The sequence below is a fragment of the Pseudoalteromonas sp. '520P1 No. 423' genome, from assembly GCF_001269985.1.
GTDB lineage: Bacteria > Pseudomonadota > Gammaproteobacteria > Enterobacterales > Alteromonadaceae > Pseudoalteromonas.
The window spans coordinates 331,572-351,931 of the sequence record NZ_BBZB01000002.1; the positions used below are offsets into that span (position 1 = coordinate 331,572).

Below are 20,360 nucleotides of genomic sequence, written 5' to 3' on the forward strand. Positions count from 1 at the left end.
GAGTATGCTATGACCAGCTCCAATTTACCCACAGAGAGGAAGTCGTTATCTCATTTCATTGAAGTTGAACAGTTTAAAGTTTCACCAGATCTAGACCAAGCCCTGACTAACAACAATAAAGCGTTAGTAGAGAATTCATTTACTGAAATAGATCATGCAAAGAAGACACATACACCGTATATCGATGTCGAATCATTAGTTTCATCATTGGGTACTGATCGAAAGCCTTTTAGAAAATTACTTGCTGAATCTGATAAAGAAGATGTAGCAGAGTTTAATGGTAAGCATTCCATTAGCATCTCTAAAACGAAAGAATTCTTACAAACGTATGGCGAACAACCTAGGCCACGTTCTGCATTAATCAAAACACAAGTAACCCAGAAACTGCTTAGTGAAGTAGGTAGATTGACATACGAGCAAGTTGTGAATCAATCAAATAGCGAAGATAATAATGAGTAATGAAAGGCTGAAAGGTAAATTCCTTCCTGAAACCCAAAAAGCTATATCGACCTCTTCTGATGGGCCTGTTTTTTTTCAGATTTATACTGATACAAAAATCACAAATAGCAATATGTTTGTTGAAGCTAATGAAATTAGTAAACATACCCCAATAACCCCTTCAGAAGTTAATGAGTTGATAGTGGATAGCCCTGAAGGTACTGTAATTGATTATAACCATCAAAGATTAATCAAACTCTCATCAGTGGTGAAATGGAATGATCCTAAATTAAGGGATACCGACTCAAATGTTCGTCAAAAGGCAAGGTCATTTGAAGAAAAGGTTGAAGAAGTAAACAACAACAAAGAACTTATAGATGAAAGAGTAGTGGCCTCTGAGACTGTCAAATCTAAATCAAAAAAGGCCAAACGAGATTATCGAAAAACTAGGAAACTTATAGGGTTAGAATCCAAATGTGAAGAGACGGGGAAGAAAGGCACTAAAGATGAACCAACGGAAATTCATCATGATCCTAGAGAACAAGATTCACCTGAATTGGCTGCTGAAGAGTCAAGTCTTAGCGAACTTCTTAGAAGTCAACACAAAAATAAACATCGTAACGATAATAAACCTTTTAACTCATAATTAAGGGGGGAAATTCGCTTTTTTTGTCTCTATAGTTTTATAATCTCTAAAATTTGATAATTAAATCGTTAATATTTTTTTGGTCAGCTTTCAATTATAGAGCTGACTGTGTGATTATGAAAAACAGTAGTTTTCTAGCGACTACTTAGTGGGAAAAACCAGACGTAGCATTCAACTAAGCTATCAGATTTGGTTAAATTTCCTGATTAAAGTTTGTAAGATTGGGTGACAACTAATTCACTTTATTATGTTAACACCAAGCGACTTTGTCGTATCTTAATTACCAAGCGATTTTGTCGCATTAGCTAATTACCAAGGGAAACTGTCGGTCTCTTTTTGATCATGTCTGTTAGAGTTATTTTTTTGAATACTAGAGGCATGTTGAGGATGATTGTGATGGACTCAAAAACTCAACTCACCGTTGATATTATTGCTAAAGTGGTTGAAGGCCGAATAACAATTGGCAATGCAGCTAAGCTACTCAGTAAATCTCGACGCACCATTGAACGTTACGTTAAAGGTTATCAGGAAAGCGGTATCCAGTTCGCTGTGCATGGTAATAGTGGTAAGTCGCCACCGAATAAAACGCCTACTTCAATTAAAAAAGCAGTACAGGCTTTAATCAAAGAAAAATATTTTGATTTGAATTTACTTCACTTAACTGAGCTGCTAGAAGTAAATGAAAACATTAGTGTAAAGCGTGAGACGCTACGTGGTTGGGCCCATGATATTCATCATGTAAAGCGTGCCAAACGTAGGAGAGGTACAATACGTAAGCGCAGAGAGCGCATGGAAGCGCCTGGCTTAATGATGCAAATGGATGGCAGTCCTCATCTATGGTTTGGTGATAAAAAGCATTGCTTAATTGCGATAATTGATGATGCTACCAGTGAAGTTCATGCCGAGCTTTTCCCATCTGAAACCACAGCGGGTTGCTTGAAAGTTATGCGAGATTGCATTGAAACAAAAGGAGTATTCAAAACGCTTTATGTGGATAGAGCAGGTATCTTCGGAGGCCCTAAACGCTGTAACTTCTCACAAATGCAACGGGCTTGTGAGGAGTTGGGAATTGAAATTATTTTTGCTAACTCTCCACAAGGTAAAGGGCGGATTGAACGTGCTTTCGATACCTTCCAAGACCGCTTGGTGCCAGAGTTTAGACTTAATAACATCAAAGACTTAGCAAGTGCTAATGCTTATCTTAAACATGTGTTTATTCCGCAATTTTGGCAATCTCAGATTCAAGTAAAATCCAAACATCAAGCATCGGAGTTCACAGCACTAAACAAGCACACCAACCTTGATGATATCTGTGTGATTAAAGAGCACCGAAAAATACGAAACGACCATACATTTAGTTATGGCAATAAGTTTTATCTAATAGATTCACCGCTTAAGCACTCAATTTCCAATCAAAAAATCGAAATAAGAAAAACCAGCAAGAATGGCTTTACTGCTCACTTTGCTGGGCGAAAACTCAAGGTATCAGAGGTCAGCGAGCCGAGTAAACTCGCAGCAGAAGACTTGGAAATACAGAAGAAGTTAGAGGTATTAGCCTTGGTTGAAAAGCTGGGTAATGTGAGTGAGGCATCACGCCAAAGTGGCGTCTCCCGAGACACTATTTATCGCCACCTAAAGCTGGTTAAACAAGGAGGAACAGATGCATTAAAGCGGCAAGAAACGCCTAATATACGGCATAAAAACTGTGTGGATATGGCAATCGAAAAGGCGGTTGTTCAATTCTCAATCGAACATCCTCACCTTGGTCAGCAGAAAGTCGCCATGAAGCTGACTGAAGCGCTTGGCATTGATATCAGCCCAAATGGAGTGCGCAGTGTATGGCTAAGAAATAATATGAATACCACTGCGTTGAGAGTTGAAAAATCACAATCCTTACAAAAGTCAGCATAAACAATAGCCAGTTTAGTAACTGGCTGATATGCTACTTACGACAAAGTCGCTCGGTAATTAGACCGACAGTTTCCCTTGGTAATCACACTAATTCACTTTATTAATCAGACAAATTAAACAAAAAGCCAGCGGCCACAAAAGTGACGGCTGGCTTTTTTACCCACCCTATCCCGTATCACATATTATGTTTCGGCTGATCAGCAGTGCCTTTGGCCTAGCTTAATTCAAAGCAATAACAATGTGCTCCTAAAATTGTTTGAATAGCGCTGCGGTAGCGAACTGGCTAGTCACAGGGCTTACCAATAATGGTACTTCAAACGGCTGTGGTTACCCACATGTTTTGGCGTTAAGGTGCCAACTTCCTATTTGGGTTCGTTAAACTTACCAAACAGCAGGGTATTCAACAACCCCTTCAACTGCAAAGCCATGATTTAGCAAAGCCTGTCTAGCAATGAATGGTAAAATATTCGCGTCACTTGGATATTCAGCTAAGGATTTTTCTGCATAGCTATCAATAATGCTTAACAATTCAGATAATCCATACTGTTCAGAAATAGTTGAACCCCATATAGCATCTTCAACCATTGATTCCAGCTCTACATTGGAGTTTTTAAATGCTAGGCGGCTCTGATAAATAATTCTAAACTTGTTTGCACCTTGATGATGAACTACAAGTTTTTGCTTGGGGATCTTTTTAATTAGTTTGTACCCTGATCTTCTAGGATCATAAAATATTTGGTTTAAAACAACCTTTCCTTCCACTTTATGAAAAGTCTTTGTTTTAGTTTCTGGATCAATGCACCAATAAACTCGAAATGAGTTTCGTCGTAATTTATGACCGTAAACCTCAAGTAATGGCTTAAGCGCTTCCTCAGTCCCAAGTTTTGTTCCTTTACTCCATGCACTTACAACAGATTGCTGCGTTCTACAGGCATCAGCAATTTCAGCCTGTGACCAACCATCATTTAGCGCCAGTCTTACTAACTGTTTAGTCTGTTTAAATTTCCGCTTACTCTTTTTGGGATTTGCTGCTTCCATAATTATCCTTAAAATGAAGCAGGTGATTATCCACCTGCTTCTCCATTACCATCTATTTCTTCTGGTTTGGATTCATTTGCTTACCTCTATTTCCATGTACTTTAGCATTAGCAGGGTTATTTCCTGAAGTGCCTTTATTATTATTTGCTTGATTAGCTTTGTGGTTATTATTTTGATTAGACATTATTTTCTCCTAGTTGATTGCCTATTAGAATCTTATGGGAGGATGATAAAAATAAAATTGATATTTTCATGATAAAAAATGATATTCCATGATAAACACACAATTCCTTAAAAAACAGCAAGATAAACAATCAAGAAAACTCAAATCGAAATTCGTACTGACAATACGAACTAATAAATTTCAAAATACTACTTGCATAAAATTATAATAATAGTCTAATATACCCCTAACAATCTTAATCGTACTACAAAAACGAATGGAGGTAATAATGAAAACTATCGAGGTGCTATGTAAGGAATTAACAACAGGTGCAACAAATGCTCTTTTTGAAAAGAGTGATCAGCAGGATGAAAATACAGCTTACCTATTAACAGGAAGCTCTTTAAATCTGAATGGTGAAATTGTTGAGCAACAACTTAATAAAGTAACTATTAAAGAAGGTAAAGACGTTCAACGTTTCCAATTAAAAGAAGGCGATGTTGTGCTACTTGCAAAAGGTAACTCAATACGAGCAGGTTACGTAACCGATAAAGTAGCAAATCTCAACGTAATTGCTTCTGCCAATTTTATTTTATTACGCCCAAATCAAGCTGAGCTGATTAGTGAAGTAATAGTGGCTTACTTTAACTCTCCAGAAGGGCAAAGCAAACTTGATGCTATTAGCACTGGAGCATCAATTAAAAACATAAGCCTAGCAAGTATTAAAAAGTTAGAGATTAATTTACCTCCACTAACTAAGCAGCATGAGATCGCTGAGTTGTTCCATGCAAGTAATCAGGCTTATCAATCAACTATAAACTTGGCGGCACAGCAAAAGAAAGTTGCCACAGCTTGTATCAGTCAACTAATGAGAGGGGCTACATAATGGAAAACTTACAAAAACAGTTATGGAATGCAATGGAGCAATGTCGTGGTTCAATGGAAGTTTCACACCTCATTGAATTATTTTCTCATGTTGCTTTTATTGCAAAAGAAGCCCCTGACTCATTTCAAATAATTGTAAATTCAGGTCAAGCAAAGCAATTAGATGCCCTAACTAATGCGGGTCAATCATTGGAAAATGTGCACCCTGATAGAATATGTGCTGCGCCAGAACATTATAAAATAGATACAAAGGTTGTCAGTGTCGCTATTCAGTTAATTGCTGAGGTAACTAATTTTAAATTATTAGCCAAGCTATTGAGAGAGTTCACAAAAGCAGCGGGAAAAAAAAGAGGGGAACTTTCATCAAATCTTAATATGGAGAGGGTTTTTACGTCTTTGATTGGCGATTGTAGTAGTAAGTCTCTTTATGATGGGGCGTGTGGATTGGCAAGGATTGCTTCTGAACTAAATGCTGAAATGCTTTTCTTAGAAGAAAGATGCTACACCACTTGGGTGACTGCTTACCGTTTGTTAACACTAGAGGATAAGCAATTTGAGCTGAAATATGGTGATTCCTTATTTAATTCCAGTTATAACCACGAAAAGAAGTTTGATCTTGTCGTAATGGAGCCTCCTTTTTCTTTAAGGTTTGGAGCAGATGAACGCCGTTTGTTAACTGAATTGCCTTTCATTGAAGTACCTACGGGTAAGGTTGCTTCTGCTAATTCTGGCGATAGTTTATGGTTACAACAAGCTTTAAGTAACCTAAATGAGGAAGGATTGGGTTACATATTGTTACCACAAGGTGTTTTATTCAGGGGGGGGTATGATGCTAAAGTTCGTGATTATTTACTCAACAATGAATTACTAGAAGCTGTAATCGGGTTACCAGCTTCAATATTAGACTTTTCTGGGATCTCTCCTGTTTTACTTATCCTTAATAAAAATAAATCTGCTGGTTCACCTGTAGTTTTCGTAGATGCGAGTGAAATAGGAACTGCCAGTAGAGTAGGAGTAGAAATCTCAGAAGATGATGCAAATTTGATTGCAAATTTGGTATCCGGAAAATTAGCTGATGATCAACGCTACAAAGCAGTCTTCATTCCTGAAATTAGAGATCAAAACAATGAGTTAAATATCTCTAAATACATTATCAAAAATATTGAAGTTGAAGAGTTCGATATTACTGAAGAGCTGAAAAAATTAAATAGCTGCCAAGCAAACTTTGAGCAGTCTCAACAAAAGTTAACATCGTTACTGAATAAATTTCAATAAGTTAGTAGTATAAGCAACAACAGTATGTTGCTTCTCATTAATTAGTAACGGAACCAAATAAAAAGGACACAATACAATGACGCAACATGAAAAATTAACCTTAGAAAAATTAGAAACCTGGTTATGGGATAGCGCAGATATCATGCGCGGTAGTATCGATAGCTCTGATTTTAAAAATTACATTTTTGGTTTGATATTTTTAAAACGCTTAAACGACGTATTCCTTGAGCGCATCGATCAAGAAATGGAAAAAGAAGGCTGCAGTAAAGAGGAAGCTATTGCAATCATAGAAGAAGATTACGCTAACGAATTTGTACCTGAAGATGCCCGTTGGGACAAAATAGTTAAAAAGACCGAAAATATAGGTGAAAGCATTGATGAAGCTTTCGCAGAAATCGAAGCTCAAAATCCTGACCTAGAACGTGTTTTAACAGCAATTAAATTTGGTGATAAAGAACGTTTAAGTAATGACTTATTGCAACGTTTATTACGACACTTCAACAAGCATAAACTAGGTAACAACAACTTATACAAAGCGGATATGTTAGGCGATGCTTATGAATATCTTATCGCTCAGTTTGCAGATGATGCTGGTAAAAAAGGTGGTGAGTTCTATACCCCACACGGTGTGGTAGAGCTAATTGTTAAATTAATTGATCCACAACCTGGACATGAGATTTACGATCCAACATTTGGTTGTGGCGGTATGTTAGTTGAAAGTGCTCGTCATATTGCTGACAAACCAAATGGTACGCTATACGGCAAGCCAAACTGTGTGCTTTACGGGCAAGAGCGCAATCTTGGTACTTGGGCTATAGGTAAACTGAATTTATTCCTCCATAACATGAAAGCCAAACTTGAACGTGGTGATACCTTAGTAGATCCTAAACATAAAGATGGTAATAGTATACTTTCATTTGACCGCGTTATTGCTAACCCACCATTTTCAGCGCTAGATTGGTGGACGCCACTAGAAGCTAATAAACAAACTAAGACCGATAAAAACGGTAACGTAAAAGAAGTAGCGCCTAAATACAATAAAGAGCTTAAAGACCCCTATGGTCGCTTTAGCTATGGCATTGCACCTCGTAAAAAAGCAGATTTTGCTTTTGTACAACACATGGTTGCTAGCCTTAAAGAAGATGGTCGCATGGGTGTAGTTGTACCACACGGTGTGTTATTCCGAGAAGGCGATGACGGTAAAATCCGTAAAGGAATGCTTAAAGGCGTTAATGATTTTATAGGTGATTTAATTGAAGGCATTATTGGCTTGCCTACAAGTTTGTTTTACAACACAGGTATAGCTGCGGCCATTATCTTAATCAACAAAAGTAAACCTGCTGCACTCAAAGATAAAGTTGTATTTATTGATGCCAGTGAAAGTTTTGAAGAAGGTAAAAATCAAAATAAATTGCTTGATACTGATATCGAAACGATTACTGCTAGCTTCAACAAGGCCGTTGAGCAATTGGTTGAGGCAGGTGAGCAAACCCAAGATCAAACTAAAGCACTATTAAGACAAGTTGAAGTTGAAAAATACCTTCGTGTCGTTGAAATGGAAGAGATTGAACAAAACGATTTTAATTTAAACATTAGCCGCTACATTGATACCTCTGAACCTGAAGAGATTATTAACGTTAAATCTGTTTTAAAGAGCCTTGACTTAATTGATGATGAAATCGTTGAACTGGACAAAGTATTAAAGCAACACTTGTCTACAATCAACTTTAATGAGGAGAGCAGCCATGTTGGGAAATAATATTGAAAATATTCCTGAGGGTTGGACTGTTGCGAATATTGAAGACATCGCAGATATAAAAACAGGCTCTGGCGACACTCAAGATAAAGAGGAAGGCGGGAAATACCCTTTTTATGTTCGCTCAAATACCATTGAAAGAGTTAATAATTATACGTTTGATGGTGAAGGTGTGCTTACATCTGGTGATGGTGTTGGTGTGGGTAAAATTTATCATTACGTAAATGGTAAAATTCATTATCACCAACGGGTATATAACATTCACAACTTTAAAAAGAATGTCTTAGGTCGCTACTTTTACGAATACTTTAGGCATAATTTTTACAGCCGTGTTATGCGCATGAGCGCCAAAGGTTCTGTAGATTCTGTTCGCCTCGATATGATTGCTAAAATGTCTGTGCTTATTCCACCTCTTGTTGAGCAGGAAAAGGTTGCAGATATACTTTCTTCGGTTAATCAAAAAATAGATCTTATACATAGCAAAATCGAACACACACAGAAGCTGAGAAAGGGGTTGATTCAAAAGCTATTTTCTATTGGTGTTGGAATTAAAGATATTAATGGTAACTGGCATTCGCATACAGAATTCAAAGACACAAAAATAGGGAAATTACCTAAAAAGTGGAGATGTATCAGATTAGGTGACTTAACCGAAATAAATTATGGTAAGTCTCCAAAAGGTTTGGATTCTGGTGTGGGAGAAAATCCTATTTTTGGAACAGGTGGAATAGTTGGCTTCTCGAATCAATCGGTGTGCAAAACATCAAGTGTAATTCTAGGCAGGAAAGGAACAATAGATAAGGTTCAATATAGTGATAAGCCTTTCTGGTGTATTGATACTACTTTTTATACATCTAACCATAAACATTGCTCAGCTAAGTGGGTCTACCTTTACCTGAGTAAGTTAGATTTACGTAAGCTAAATGAAGCTACTGGTGTGCCTAGCTTATCTAGGAAAAATTTAGAGAACATTCTGATACCTATACCAAGCGAAAGCGAAGAAGCTTTTATAATAGATTTGTTTGAGCAACTTGATAAAAGTTCACGGTTACTTGAAGAGCAATTTAAAGAAATACAAAACCTAAAAAAAGGTTTAATGCAAAAGCTACTTACTGGCAAGTGGCGTGTCAATCTGGATAAGGTTACAGAAAAACAAGTTGCTCTCAAAGCTTAGTTTAAAAGGATAAGGTCATTAATATGGAACAAGAAGAGTCACAAGCCAATAACAGCCAACCTGAGTTAATCGGTGTTGAAAAGCCTGCTATTGCTTGGTTGGTAAAGCTAGGTTATACCCACTTACCAGGTAAAAGCATCAAGCAAGAGCATAGAACGGATGCGCCCATATTAGAAGAGGTGCTGTCTGAGCGCTTACTTAAGCTTAACCCTTGGTTGGCTGATGTTGCCAGTGGCACAAAACGTGCCGTAAAACTACTGCGAGACATTTGGTTTGATGAAAGTTCTGACTTAATGCTGGCTAATCAGGCATTTTGGTTAAAAGTCTTGTTCCATAGCGACCTTCAGCTCAAAGATAAAGATGGTAATCCCAAAAGCATTCGCTTCATTGAGCAAACATCAGCATCAGAAAACGACTTTCATGTTGTTGATCAATATGTCGGCAAAAATGCTAATGATGATCCGTTTAAGCCAGATCTATTGCTATTCATTAACGGCATACCACTAGGTGTTATTGAATGTAAAAAAAGCAGTATTAAGTTAGAGAAAGGTATTGCACAGATTGATGGTTATATTAATACCTTTAAGCCGCATTTTGCTTTTAATATGGTGTGTGCGGCCATTAATCGCACTGCGGCAAAATACGGAGCTATCTATTCACCAGAACAATTTTACTTAACCTATAAGTTCGACCCCAAGCGCCCTGAAGAAAAGCAGATTCTGGATGAAATAGAGAAAAAATTAGGCAAACCACCTACTGAGCAAGACAAGCTTATTTGGGCGCTGTTTGAACCTTCACGCTTTTTACGCTTAGTGTGTTTTTATCCTATTTACGAATTGGAAGATGGCACTGTCATCAAAAAATTGCCTCGTTATCAACAATGGCGAGCTGTTGAAAAAACCTTAAACAGGTTACATGGTAAAGACCCTAAACACCCAGGCGAACAACTAGGCGGAACTATCTGGCATACCCAAGGTAGCGGTAAATCGCTCACTATGGTCATGCTATCAAGATTGCTAAGAGCTGAAGCTTCAGGATTTGATAATCCTAGTATTCTCATTCTTACTGATAGAACCGACTTAGATAATCAAATATTTAATACTATTGACCATGTAGCAGGTATAACCGCGAGTAAAGCAAACTCAGTATCAGGTTTGGAAACCTTGCTTGGTAATGACTATGGCATGGTATTTACTTCCACTGTTCAAAAGTTTCAAGAGCGCGATGGTAAGCCTATTAAGGCTGCTCAAGAAACAGAACACGCTGACAGTATTGAGCTTTTAAAATCACGAGTTCGTCGTGTTTTAAGAAAAGACGATAAAGGTCGAGAAAGTTATTGGATAATTAAAGAGAATAACGAAAATCTTGGTAAGTTTGACGATGATGGTGAGCCGTTAAAAGCAAAATGGAAAGCTGTAAGTGAAGAGCAAGTAGACTTTAAGGTGCTCTCAACTAAACACAATTTCTTCGTTATGATTGATGAGGCGCATCGTTCACAATATGGCTTTTTAGCGGCATTTATGCGAGCAAGCTTACCAAATGCTAAGTTCCTCGCTTTTACTGGCACCCCACTAGGAAAAGACGATAAAAACACGCTAAAAGAATTTGGTGGCGATGATTACATTGATACCTACCGACTTGATGAAGCTGTGGCTGACGGTGCAACATTGCCAATTAAATATTTAGAAGGCATGAGTAATTGGTTCAGTGATGGCAACTTACAAAAAGAGTTTGATGATAAGTTTGGTCAAGAGCCGCCAGAACGTAAAAAAGCACTTAAACAGCAGCTACTGAAAAAGCGTCGTGGTGCAAAAGAGCGTATTACTGAAAATGCTAAACATTTAATTGAGCACTTCTTAACATCAGTAAAAGCGCGTGGCTTTAAAGGAATGCTAGTGTGTGATGGCCGTGAACAGGCTATCAAATACAAAGACACTCTTGATGCCTTAATGGAAGAAAGAGTTAAAGGTGGGCTGCCGACTTTTGAAAGCCGCGTTGTTATTTCACTCAATAGCATGACTGAAAAGCGCACAGGCGCTAGTGAACAACAAAAAGCGGATAAAAAAGGGCTTAAACAAAAACTAGAAACTATTGAAGAGCGTGTTAAGCGTGAAATGAAAGAAGGAAAAACTCCAGTTTGTGTACCAACGGATGATATTTCTACGCTAGTTAATGAGCTGTTTAAATTGCCTTATGGTGATGAAAAAGAAAATAAAGAAGATGATAAAGCTAAAGTAAACAATATTGGCTTAATTATAGTTTCAGACATGCTATTAACAGGCTGGGATGCACCTATTGTTAATACACTATTTTTAGATAAATCACTTAAAGAACATACCTTACTGCAAGCAATTGCGCGTGTTAATAGAACGCGTAAAGGCAAGAAAGCGGGTTATATCATGGACTACTACGGCATAGTAGAAGCGCTTGATGAGGCTTTAAAAATATTTGCTGGTGATGTTAAACGCGAACAGGTGTGGACAGACGTAGAAGCAGAGCTGCCAAAACTAAAAGCTGCGATGCAAAAAGTGCTAGATATTCTACCAAAGAAACACAACTTGGTTAAACAAGCCGAAGCGTACAAAGAAGATGCTGATCTATATTTAGACCCTGATACTCGCTTAGATATCGTTGAAGACTTTTTAGCGGCTTTAGCTGAATTTAACAGTAAGCTTGATATTGTGTTGCCCGATCAAAGAGGCGCTCCATATAAACCTTACTTTGCTGTATTTAACGAAATCAAATTAGCACTTCGCCAAAAATTACCTGAATTTGCTGATAAAGCGCGTGTAACAGAAGCTGAAACCGCCATTTTAAAAGAGCTACTTGACGAGCACATTGAAGCTAGCCCAGTGAAAAGCTTGCTAGATAGGGAGATCTCTATTCTTGATGCTGCTGATATGGACTTACTGAAAAAGCAAAAAGGCGTAGGCAGCGCTGCTTTAGTAATGAAAAACCAACTTAAGCACACCATCAAAACAGGTAAAAACAAAGATCCTGGTTTCTTTGGTGATCTAGAGCAAGAATTAGAAAAGCTACTCCAAGATGAAAAAGAAGGAAGAATTGAACAAGCACAATTTTTAGAGCAGCTTGATATTTTCTCTCAGAGAGTTAGAGATAAAGATGCCAAAGCTGGAGATGTTGGTTTTACAACGGCAAGTGAGATAGCCGTATTCAACTACCTTAAAACTCAAGTAGAAGATGCCGAAGCAGAAGCATGGACAAAAGGCATTTTTAAAGATGCAGAGTTAGCAGAAGTGTTAGCTTCTAACCTTTGGAAAAAACAAGACGACATTCATGCCGCTATGAAGAAGTCTGTCCGCAGTGTACTTCGTGGCTTAGCAGGTTGGGATATGACTGTGGCACGTCAGCATACCAATGAAATATTCAAGATCATGCTGAATAACTAGAGATATAGGATAAATATTAATGAAAATAGAGTTAGTTTTAGGGGTAGTGATATTGTTTCTTCTAATAGGTGGAGCTATCTATACCATTTTCAAAATGATGAATAGTTTAGGAGGAGAAGTTAAAAGTGCTTTCCCATTATCGCTAGAGCAATACCTAGCACAGAACCCTCATTGCAAGACGAATTTTGGAATAAAGTGCTCAACGTGTAATTCAAATAGAATTCATAGAAAAGTAGTTGCAAATACATCTGTATTTAGTTGTAACTCTTGCAGCACTAACTTATATCACGTTGACGCATAAAGGGTATATTTGAATGCCTGTTTTTGACTATGGTACGACTCAAATTGAATGGTACTTTAAACTAGATAATAAACTTAAAAGTCATTATATCACTGTAGAACGTGATAAGGCTGTGCTGCTTAGAGGCCCTGGTGTTGATGAGCAGCAACAGAAAGAACTCATAAAGCACCGTGCTAGATGGATTAAACAAAAGCTTGTTGAAGTCAATCAAGCTATTAAAGAAGAGATAGTAACTGGAAGTCGCGCTGTATATCGCGGGCGTTCTTATTATTGCGAAATAATTCATGATGATTCGATTAAGCGGGTTGATATTAATTTTAATCACAGTAAATTTTCGATCCTATCACCAAAAAAAGGGCCTATTCCTTTAACAGACTTTAAGCTTGAACTAGAGCGATTTTATTCAAAAAAAGCATCTGAAAAATTAGGATCAAGAATCCGTTACTGGCAAAGAGAAACGGGCTTAGAAGCACTTACCTATAAAATTAAAAAACTTAAAAGTAGATGGGGAAACTGTACTGAGAATAACGTTATTGAGTTTAATCCTAAAATAATGGAATTCTCAGGAAGCGTTATTGATTACATCATCATCCACGAGCTTTGCCACACTGTTGAAAAAAAGCACAATAAAGAATTTTGGAACCTAGTTGCAAGCCACTGCCCTGATTGGAAGAAACACCATGAGGAAGTGGAGCAAGCTGGGAAAATGGAATTATAAATAAGGAGATAAGATTGAATACTATAGGAATAAGAGTTTCCCCTACTGAAATTACATTTAGTATTTTTGATACTGTTGAAAACTCAATAATAAACATTGAAGAGATAGCAATACCTAACGCATTAACAGTTCCTGAGAGGCTTAAATATATACGTTGTAATATTTTGGATGTTCTTCGCGAGTATGAAGTTAAGAAAGCTGGAATCAGGCTTTCAGAACCATCAGCTAGATCAATCAGTATTGAGCGCGTTCAAATTGAAGGTGTAATCCAAGAAGCTTTCTCAAGTAGCGTTTTAGATGAATATTACTATGGTGCGATAAGCACTATCGCAGCTAAAAACAATATAGATAGAAACAGAATAAAGCCCTTGGTAAAGGGTAATGAAAATTACGATGCCGTTGAAAATTGGCAAGAGTTGTCTGAAAAAGAAAGGGAAGCAGTTTTAACTGCAATAGGAGCAATGAATGCTTAATATTAATACTGTTGCAGAGATCGAATTTGAGCTTAGAGAGGAAATCGGCCAAGAAGGACGAAACTCGCAAGTATTCAGGAGTTATGATCAAGCTCTAGACGCAGAGCTTGTCGTCAAACGTGTACCTAAGAATAATGTAGCTGATGCGGATGCTTTATTTAATGAAGCAAGGACTCTATATAAAAGCTCTCATCCATATGTTGTGCCAATAAACTATGCTTGCCAAGATAATGATTTCATATATTTAGCCATGCCTTATTTTCCTGAAGGTTCGTTAGCTCAATTAATGAGACAGCGCTTTTTAACCGTAAGAGAAATAATAAGATTCACTTGTCAGTTTGTTAGTGGACTTCACAATATCCACTCTAAGGGGCTTATTCACTTTGATATAAAACCAGACAATATATTATTAAGCCATCGTAGTGAAGCGCTTCTTTCTGATTTTGGGCTTGCTAAACATACTAATTCATTAGGGTTAGCCAGACCCAATCAGATGTATGTGAAACAATTACCTCCAGAGTGTTTTGCGGCGAATGAATATACAACCGCATTTGATGTATATCAGGTAGGTTTAACTCTTTATAGAATGTGTGTTGGAAGTGAAGCATTTAATCAGCAGTTTATGAATTATGTTGTTGCTGGTAACTTAGACCGTCCTCGATTTCAGGATGCTTTAAGGAATGAGGCATTTCCTAATAGATCTGCATACCCTGAACATATCCCTGATAAGATTAAACAAACTATTAGTACATGTTTAAAGCCATTACCCGATGATCGATTTTCGTCTGTATTAGAAATTACTAACGCTCTGTCTTCTATCGATGAAAAACTGTTTGATTGGCAGTTTGAATTGAACGGAAACCAAAGGAGATGGTCAAAAGAATTCAACGGTGCAATTAAGTATATTGCGATTGAAAATGGAAATTCTATTGCGAAACGCGTACCATCGACTGGCAGAGAAACGAATATTAACCAATACTGTATTAATAATATTGGAGTTAGAGACCTAAAGCGGTTCTTCAAAATCTAAATGAAAAATAAAACAACTGTAAATAAAAAAAGTTTTAAAAGCAGAGCTTCTTTGACACAGAAGTCTGCTCAGTTGTCGTATGAAGAAAAGTTAAAATTATCTAAAACCTCTAGACCCGCATCAGACTATGACCTGGAAATCGATTCTAACTGGTATGGGTCATTTGTTTTAAAGAGCTAATTTAAATCTTCACACTAACTCTTCTTCATAATATTCTTTAGAATTTAAAATCCCATGAATGATGCAAGATATCCTGAATCAATGCTTATTGTTTTGATATCGGTGTCGCACGTTACGGACGGCATCATCTGTCGCAAGATTGTCAGCAGGTAAATCAAGTATGACATTAATAATGTCAGCCATAGCGTTATGGCTAAAACGGAAATCACTTGGTAAACCGTTAGGCTCATCAAACCTATTGTCAAAAGCAATAACAAAGTCTTTAAAATCTGACTGCCTTCCAGTGATAACATGTTCAGGATACTCACTATGAGTAGGGTTTGGTTGCACCTCTTCAAACTCAGCAATTGCAGATAATAAGTCAGACCTACTAGGCCAGTATTTCAGATCGTACTGATACGTAAGAGATTTAATTTTTTCAGAAACATGAGACTCATACAAGTAGTTACCTTCACTTGCTTGGTCAAGTAAGTCATCAAGGAATTGGTACTCTGGTTTAGAGAAACCTGAAGATTCATATAAGTCATCTTGCCTTTGAAGTTTCGAAGCTAATTGTGATGCCAACATAACTATGTCTTTCTTTAACTCTTTCAGCTCTTTATATTTATTTCTAACTTGAATCACATCTTCTTTTTTAAAATTGAAACTATGCCAAATAAGCTCTAAAGTTAGCCAAATATAAGTATTACTTGGTGGAACACCCTCAAACTTATCAGAATATCCAAAATTATCGATTAATTCTTGAAATGGTAGTGATAACTCATCAGCTCGATTGATCATACTTTCCATTACAGGCCAGTATGACATCCATATTCCTTTCTCTTTATTATATTTAAGCTCTCTTTTTATAAAAGCTTTGCAAAACTGTGTAGGGGTATTTTTCGGTAAGTTCATAAACGTTTTTTCCTTTAAATTTATTTCACTAGCATAACGTGTGATCAAATTACGTCCGTATCTAAAGAAATAAAATTAGGTCTTCTTTAGATCGGGGAAACAAAAAGCCCCGTTAATAGTTGGTCTAGTGGATATTAGAGAAGATTCATTTATATATATGTTTAATACTCTCTTTAGCCTGTTTTCTATCACTAAATATCTTTAGTATTTCACCACGCTGGACTTCCCAGATTTCACTTGACAGATTTTAATCCAAAAATGGAACTTTATATAAACTGACAAATGTCACGTCAGTTTTTAGCTATGAAAAGGTCAGCTATTCAGACGAAAGGGTCATTCAACGAGTCTAAAGAATTGCAAAGGGAAGGGGGGATTTAAGCCATAGCCTCTTGTTAACTATGTTTAAGATAGTTTCACCATATTCTTGAAAGATTTAAATCCAACAGCCTTTGCAGTTGTTCCCTGATCGGATAAGCCTAATTCGCTACATACTATGGCGTAAATTTTTTTAGGAAAACCACCAGGAAAACTCCATTGTTCACCTGATTTCTCCATTTTAACAACACCAGAGATGTTGGGATACTTCCTTTTGAGCTGATTTTTTAAAATGTAGCTAGAAAGCTCTTTACTGTATTTAAAACCCTTACTTTTTACTTCTGAGATTAAAGCCAATAACTCCGATGCTTCTGTTTTATTCATATTATGAGTGAGCATAAATAGAGATTCTTTGCCTTTTATAACTTCAGGTAAAATTGAAGGTACTGGCTTCGCTGAAACAGAAACTACACTTTTTGTTTTCATAGACGCAGGTGGTGTTAATTTGGATACCTTTTTGCTTGCTTCAGCTAGTTTACGAGTCAACTCTCTGGTTTTTGTTCGTTCATCTTCTAGTAACTTTTCAAATTTTCCCTGTTCTTCACGAACTATATCGACTGCTATTATGTCAGATAGAATAGTTCCCTGCTGTAGTTCTTCTACGATTTTGAGCGCTCGACCTCTGCTAAACACATAATGAATAAGCAACTCTTTAATAAAAATGCCGTAGTGAGTCCCTTTCTCATCATTATGTAGCTTTTTAACCTTGTATGACATATTTTTTATTCTTCTGCAAAACAGCCAATAGGCTCATTTATTCCCTGTTTAAATACGTACTTTATCCGTATATTATGATTTTAATTTATCCAAAATACGCTTATTCACTCATTATATCAAAGGCTTTGATAAATATTTTATGTTTTATATATGCGTGAAAGACGAAGTTTTTCCACTTATCAAATATACATTAACAAAACTGTAGATTAATAAAGTAGATTTTATGATTTTTATTATTATACCTACCATTAAAATAAGTAACATGGACTTCCCATAATTGCTAGGCATTGATAATTCGTAGCAATATAATTTAAAGCTAAAATAGGGAAGCCCTTTCATCAGTTTTAGGAAACTGAATCGGCATATTTTTGCATTTTTAATTTAGCTTTTTCAGATATTTCGGGTAAGTTTAATCCATCATAGCCACCGACCTCTAGAGGCCCGTATCCATCCCACTCTTCACCTGTATAACTATTAATTGCAATATGTTCATCTTGAGTAATATCGAAGCCGTTTTGTAGTCCGTAATAGTACCAAAACCACTTTTCGTTATCAGACATAGAAGTATTAAGTGTTGATTCATCTACATCAAAATATGATTCACTATTATCCATATAAAAAGCAATAGATTCCTTTGAAGGATGATTTAATAAGGTAAGAACATACCAGCTTGTATACAAATCATAAAATTCAGCTGAATGTTTTAAAAGTTCATTTTCAAATAAATAATCTAATGATTTAATCACTAAATGGGGAGATTCTTGAAATATACTTGTCCATTTAGAGTTATGATTGGAGCCGAAAATATCTATAAAAGGTTTGATTGATTGAGGTTTGTTCAAGTTACAGGTTTTAAAGTTTTCTGTTTCATGAGTTATTTCACTTAAGAACACTTTATATAATTTCATTGCTTTAAAATTGTCGGCTATTGTATTTTGAAATGATGAAAGTTGCTCTCCAGAAAGCTTTTTATTATGCCAATATTCTCCAGCTCGATTATCAGAATCACTTTCGTAGAAACTTAACACACTAGTACAAAGCACTAAAGCGCACAAAATAGCATCAGTTGAATCTTGCTTAATTAATACCTTTAATTGGTTGATAAAGTCAGAGTGAAGTCGTGTTATTTCCTTAACGTCATTAAATTGCTCTAATTCATCAAAGTAAATAGCTTCATTTAAGCTTTTTAAATAATAAGCTATGTTTTCCAAGGCAGGCTTTTCGAAAGAGTGATTCAGATCACTAATAGATTGAGTAATTTTTAATGCAGTAGCAGTTTTATAATTTAAGTTTAATGCCCGTTCAAAACTTTGCTTTTGCGACTGCTCTTTTTCTCGTGGTGTTATTTTTTTTAATGGGTCATTACATGCTTGAAATGCAGCATAACTTCCATACCCATAATAAGCTGATACAAGTTCATAAAGGTGGGCTTTCTTAGTTTTAAGACTTTCTTGAAGTAATGCTGAATGTAGAGTGTGTACTAAAGTTTTAATATTCATTATAAACATATCCATATGCTTGAGGCAGAAATCTACTGGCAATCAATACCACACGCGATTACGGCTGACTTCTCAAGCTGCGTAATGTTTACAAAATACATGAATCACTAATTTTAAATCTTTCGATGATGGTTGCTATTTTTCACTCGCGTGCAAGTGTGGCTAGCGCCTTGATTGAAAGAATATAGTTATTATTCTAAGATTGCAATCTAGATATTTGTTTTTATGTATTTAAGACTTTAAAATTTATAATGTTTCAGGATAAAAGATAGTTAAATTAATGGATTAAACTATGGATGGAAGGATGCTCGCTGCTGTAATTGGGGTTTTAATTACATCGTTATATGCTGCATTTGCATGCTACCGTAAATTGCATCATGAAAAAGTAAAAACAAATAAACGCATTCTATATTTCCGACTTGAGTACCGCTATTTAATTAAAACACATTATGCAGACCCTCATGGAATTGTACCATTACAATACCTTCGAGAGTTGTTATTACACCCATTAGAAAGGCTATGATTATTCTTACATCTAAATTGTAGCCTCTACCTACACCTGCACACCCAAATAATGATATGTGGGCATTGGAATTAAATACACAGGACAGTACGCAAATTCAGTGGTTGGCTAATTTTCAAGTAGAGAACCTTTGCTAAGTGACTTCCGTTATATATTGTTGATTTCAGCCAGAATAGGTTGTTTACGTAATAGTGTTTATTGTCACTATAGTGGCGTATTTCAAGCTTAATAGTGATGATAAACACTATTAATTTTCGGTTGTATTATCACATTATAGCGGTACAGGGAGTACAGTAATTACAAAAAAACAAGTATTAGTAAAAGGCTTATTTACGGGACATTACATTTTATCATCTTCGGCTAGAATACACTGATATCATAAAAATCTTATCCCCCTAATATTGCAATATAACATTATTAGCGTAAAAAACTGTTTTCAACTTTAGCATCGTTATGTTTTGAGCGTATATTTTTATCTACAATTTTATTGTAACAAAAGTTCATATTCTTATAATTAATTAAGATTAAATAAATATCTACTGTAGATATTTATTCCTTGGTATAAATACATATAACCAGTGATTAATGGCCTATATATTAACAAGTTAAACCCACCCACCCACCTAAAATCTACAAAATGCAATTTGAGTAAAGGTTGCAGAATGTCAAAAGCGGCACTCAATGCTGCAGGAATGTCGTTAGCTAAAGATTTAGAGCAAGATAAAGTGGCGGTTGGCATTTACCATCCAGGTTATGTACAAACAGATATGGTGAACAATAATGGCGATATCAGTGCTGATGTTGCTGCAATTCGCATTACACAATTAATTGATGAACTGACATTGAAAGCTTCAGGCGTATTTAGACATTCAAATGGTGAAGTATTACCTTGGTAACTTGCTAACTAACGATACCATTTCCGTTAATTAACTGGTCATTTTATTATCGGAATCG

17 protein-coding genes and 1 pseudogene are annotated in these 20,360 nt (G+C 36.2%); 13 read left to right on the forward strand and 5 right to left on the reverse strand.

All coding sequences use genetic code 11. The features are described 5' to 3' along the window. Positions 1-9 precede the first annotated feature (9 nt). From PSA_RS20100 to PSA_RS20110, 3 genes are all read left to right on the forward strand, one after another. Positions 10-459: a hypothetical protein gene (locus tag PSA_RS20100; protein WP_042146280.1), complete on the forward strand. Its 450-nt coding sequence runs from the start codon at positions 10-12 to the stop codon at positions 457-459. Continuing rightward, entirely contained in the window at positions 452-1,084 is a 633-nt protein-coding gene (locus PSA_RS20105; RefSeq protein ID WP_042146282.1) for a hypothetical protein, read from the forward strand. The genes PSA_RS20100 and PSA_RS20105 overlap by 8 nt, the downstream gene beginning before the upstream one ends. 387 nt (positions 1,085-1,471) lie before the next feature. Continuing rightward, positions 1,472-2,995 carry an ISNCY family transposase gene (locus tag PSA_RS20110; protein ID WP_042146284.1) on the forward strand — a complete coding sequence of 508 codons (1,524 nt, stop codon included), beginning with the start codon at positions 1,472-1,474 and terminating at the stop codon, positions 2,993-2,995. A 381-nt stretch (positions 2,996-3,376) separates the two neighbouring features. Here PSA_RS20110 and PSA_RS20115 read toward each other — a convergent pair whose 3' ends face one another. Further along, entirely contained in the window at positions 3,377-4,033 is a 657-nt protein-coding gene (locus tag PSA_RS20115; RefSeq protein ID WP_042146286.1) for a helix-turn-helix transcriptional regulator, read from the reverse strand. A gap of 52 nt (positions 4,034-4,085) precedes the next feature. Further along, positions 4,086-4,217: a hypothetical protein gene (locus tag PSA_RS26935; RefSeq protein WP_042146287.1), complete on the reverse strand. Its 132-nt coding sequence runs from the start codon at positions 4,215-4,217 to the stop codon at positions 4,086-4,088. A 268-nt stretch (positions 4,218-4,485) separates the two neighbouring features. On the opposite strand from PSA_RS26935, the gene PSA_RS20125 reads away from it, so the two are divergent. The 8 genes from PSA_RS20125 (at position 4,486) to PSA_RS20165 (ending at position 15,218) form a co-directional block, all read left to right on the forward strand. Continuing rightward, on the forward strand, positions 4,486-5,082 hold the full coding sequence (locus tag PSA_RS20125; protein ID WP_042146289.1) for a restriction endonuclease subunit S: 597 nt from the start codon (positions 4,486-4,488) through the stop codon (positions 5,080-5,082). Continuing rightward, positions 5,082-6,356, forward strand: coding sequence for an N-6 DNA methylase (locus PSA_RS20130; protein WP_042146291.1), 1,275 nt, complete (start codon positions 5,082-5,084; stop codon positions 6,354-6,356). The genes PSA_RS20125 and PSA_RS20130 overlap by 1 nt, the downstream gene beginning before the upstream one ends. 76 nt (positions 6,357-6,432) lie before the next feature. Next, positions 6,433-8,115, forward strand: coding sequence for a class I SAM-dependent DNA methyltransferase (locus PSA_RS20135; protein WP_042146293.1), 1,683 nt, complete (start codon positions 6,433-6,435; stop codon positions 8,113-8,115). Then, the gene (locus PSA_RS20140; RefSeq protein ID WP_042146295.1) at positions 8,102-9,286 is read left to right on the forward strand and encodes a restriction endonuclease subunit S; all 1,185 of its coding nucleotides are present in this window, start codon (positions 8,102-8,104) and stop codon (positions 9,284-9,286) included. Before PSA_RS20135 ends, PSA_RS20140 begins: the two co-directional genes overlap by 14 nt. 23 nt (positions 9,287-9,309) lie before the next feature. Further along, a complete protein-coding gene (locus tag PSA_RS20145; protein WP_042146297.1) occupies positions 9,310-12,696 on the forward strand; it encodes a type I restriction endonuclease subunit R in 3,387 nt (1,128 codons plus the stop codon). 314 nt (positions 12,697-13,010) lie between these two features. Continuing rightward, positions 13,011-13,715: a M48 family metallopeptidase gene (locus tag PSA_RS20155; RefSeq protein WP_042146300.1), complete on the forward strand. Its 705-nt coding sequence runs from the start codon at positions 13,011-13,013 to the stop codon at positions 13,713-13,715. A 14-nt stretch (positions 13,716-13,729) separates the two neighbouring features. Further along, entirely contained in the window at positions 13,730-14,188 is a 459-nt protein-coding gene (locus PSA_RS20160) for a hypothetical protein (protein ID WP_042146302.1), read from the forward strand. Continuing rightward, entirely contained in the window at positions 14,181-15,218 is a 1,038-nt protein-coding gene (locus tag PSA_RS20165) for a serine/threonine-protein kinase (protein WP_042146305.1), read from the forward strand. Before PSA_RS20160 ends, PSA_RS20165 begins: the two co-directional genes overlap by 8 nt. 258 nt (positions 15,219-15,476) lie before the next feature. Here the strand turns inward: PSA_RS20165 and PSA_RS20175 are convergent, their stop codons facing one another. The 3 genes from PSA_RS20175 to PSA_RS20185 all read right to left on the reverse strand — a co-directional run bounded on the left by PSA_RS20175 (position 15,477) and on the right by PSA_RS20185 (position 18,883). Further along, on the reverse strand, positions 15,477-16,292 hold the full coding sequence (locus tag PSA_RS20175; protein WP_042146309.1) for a hypothetical protein: 816 nt from the start codon (positions 16,290-16,292) through the stop codon (positions 15,477-15,479). Positions 16,293-16,694: 402 nt separating this feature from the next. Further along, the gene (locus PSA_RS25980; RefSeq protein ID WP_197276858.1) at positions 16,695-17,384 is read right to left on the reverse strand and encodes a hypothetical protein; all 690 of its coding nucleotides are present in this window, start codon (positions 17,382-17,384) and stop codon (positions 16,695-16,697) included. Positions 17,385-17,728: 344 nt separating this feature from the next. Next, positions 17,729-18,883, reverse strand: a complete 1,155-nt coding sequence (locus tag PSA_RS20185) for a hypothetical protein (RefSeq protein ID WP_042146311.1) — start codon at positions 18,881-18,883, stop codon at positions 17,729-17,731. A gap of 292 nt (positions 18,884-19,175) precedes the next feature. Here PSA_RS20185 and PSA_RS20190 point away from each other — a divergent pair, with 292 nt between their 5' ends. Together PSA_RS20190 and PSA_RS20195 are read left to right on the forward strand one after the other, a co-directional pair. Next, a complete protein-coding gene (locus tag PSA_RS20190; RefSeq protein WP_042146314.1) occupies positions 19,176-19,406 on the forward strand; it encodes a hypothetical protein in 231 nt (76 codons plus the stop codon). 653 nt (positions 19,407-20,059) lie between these two features. Then, positions 20,060-20,302: pseudogene (locus PSA_RS20195) on the forward strand (short-chain dehydrogenase); the annotation flags it as partial. Positions 20,303-20,360 lie beyond the last annotated feature (58 nt).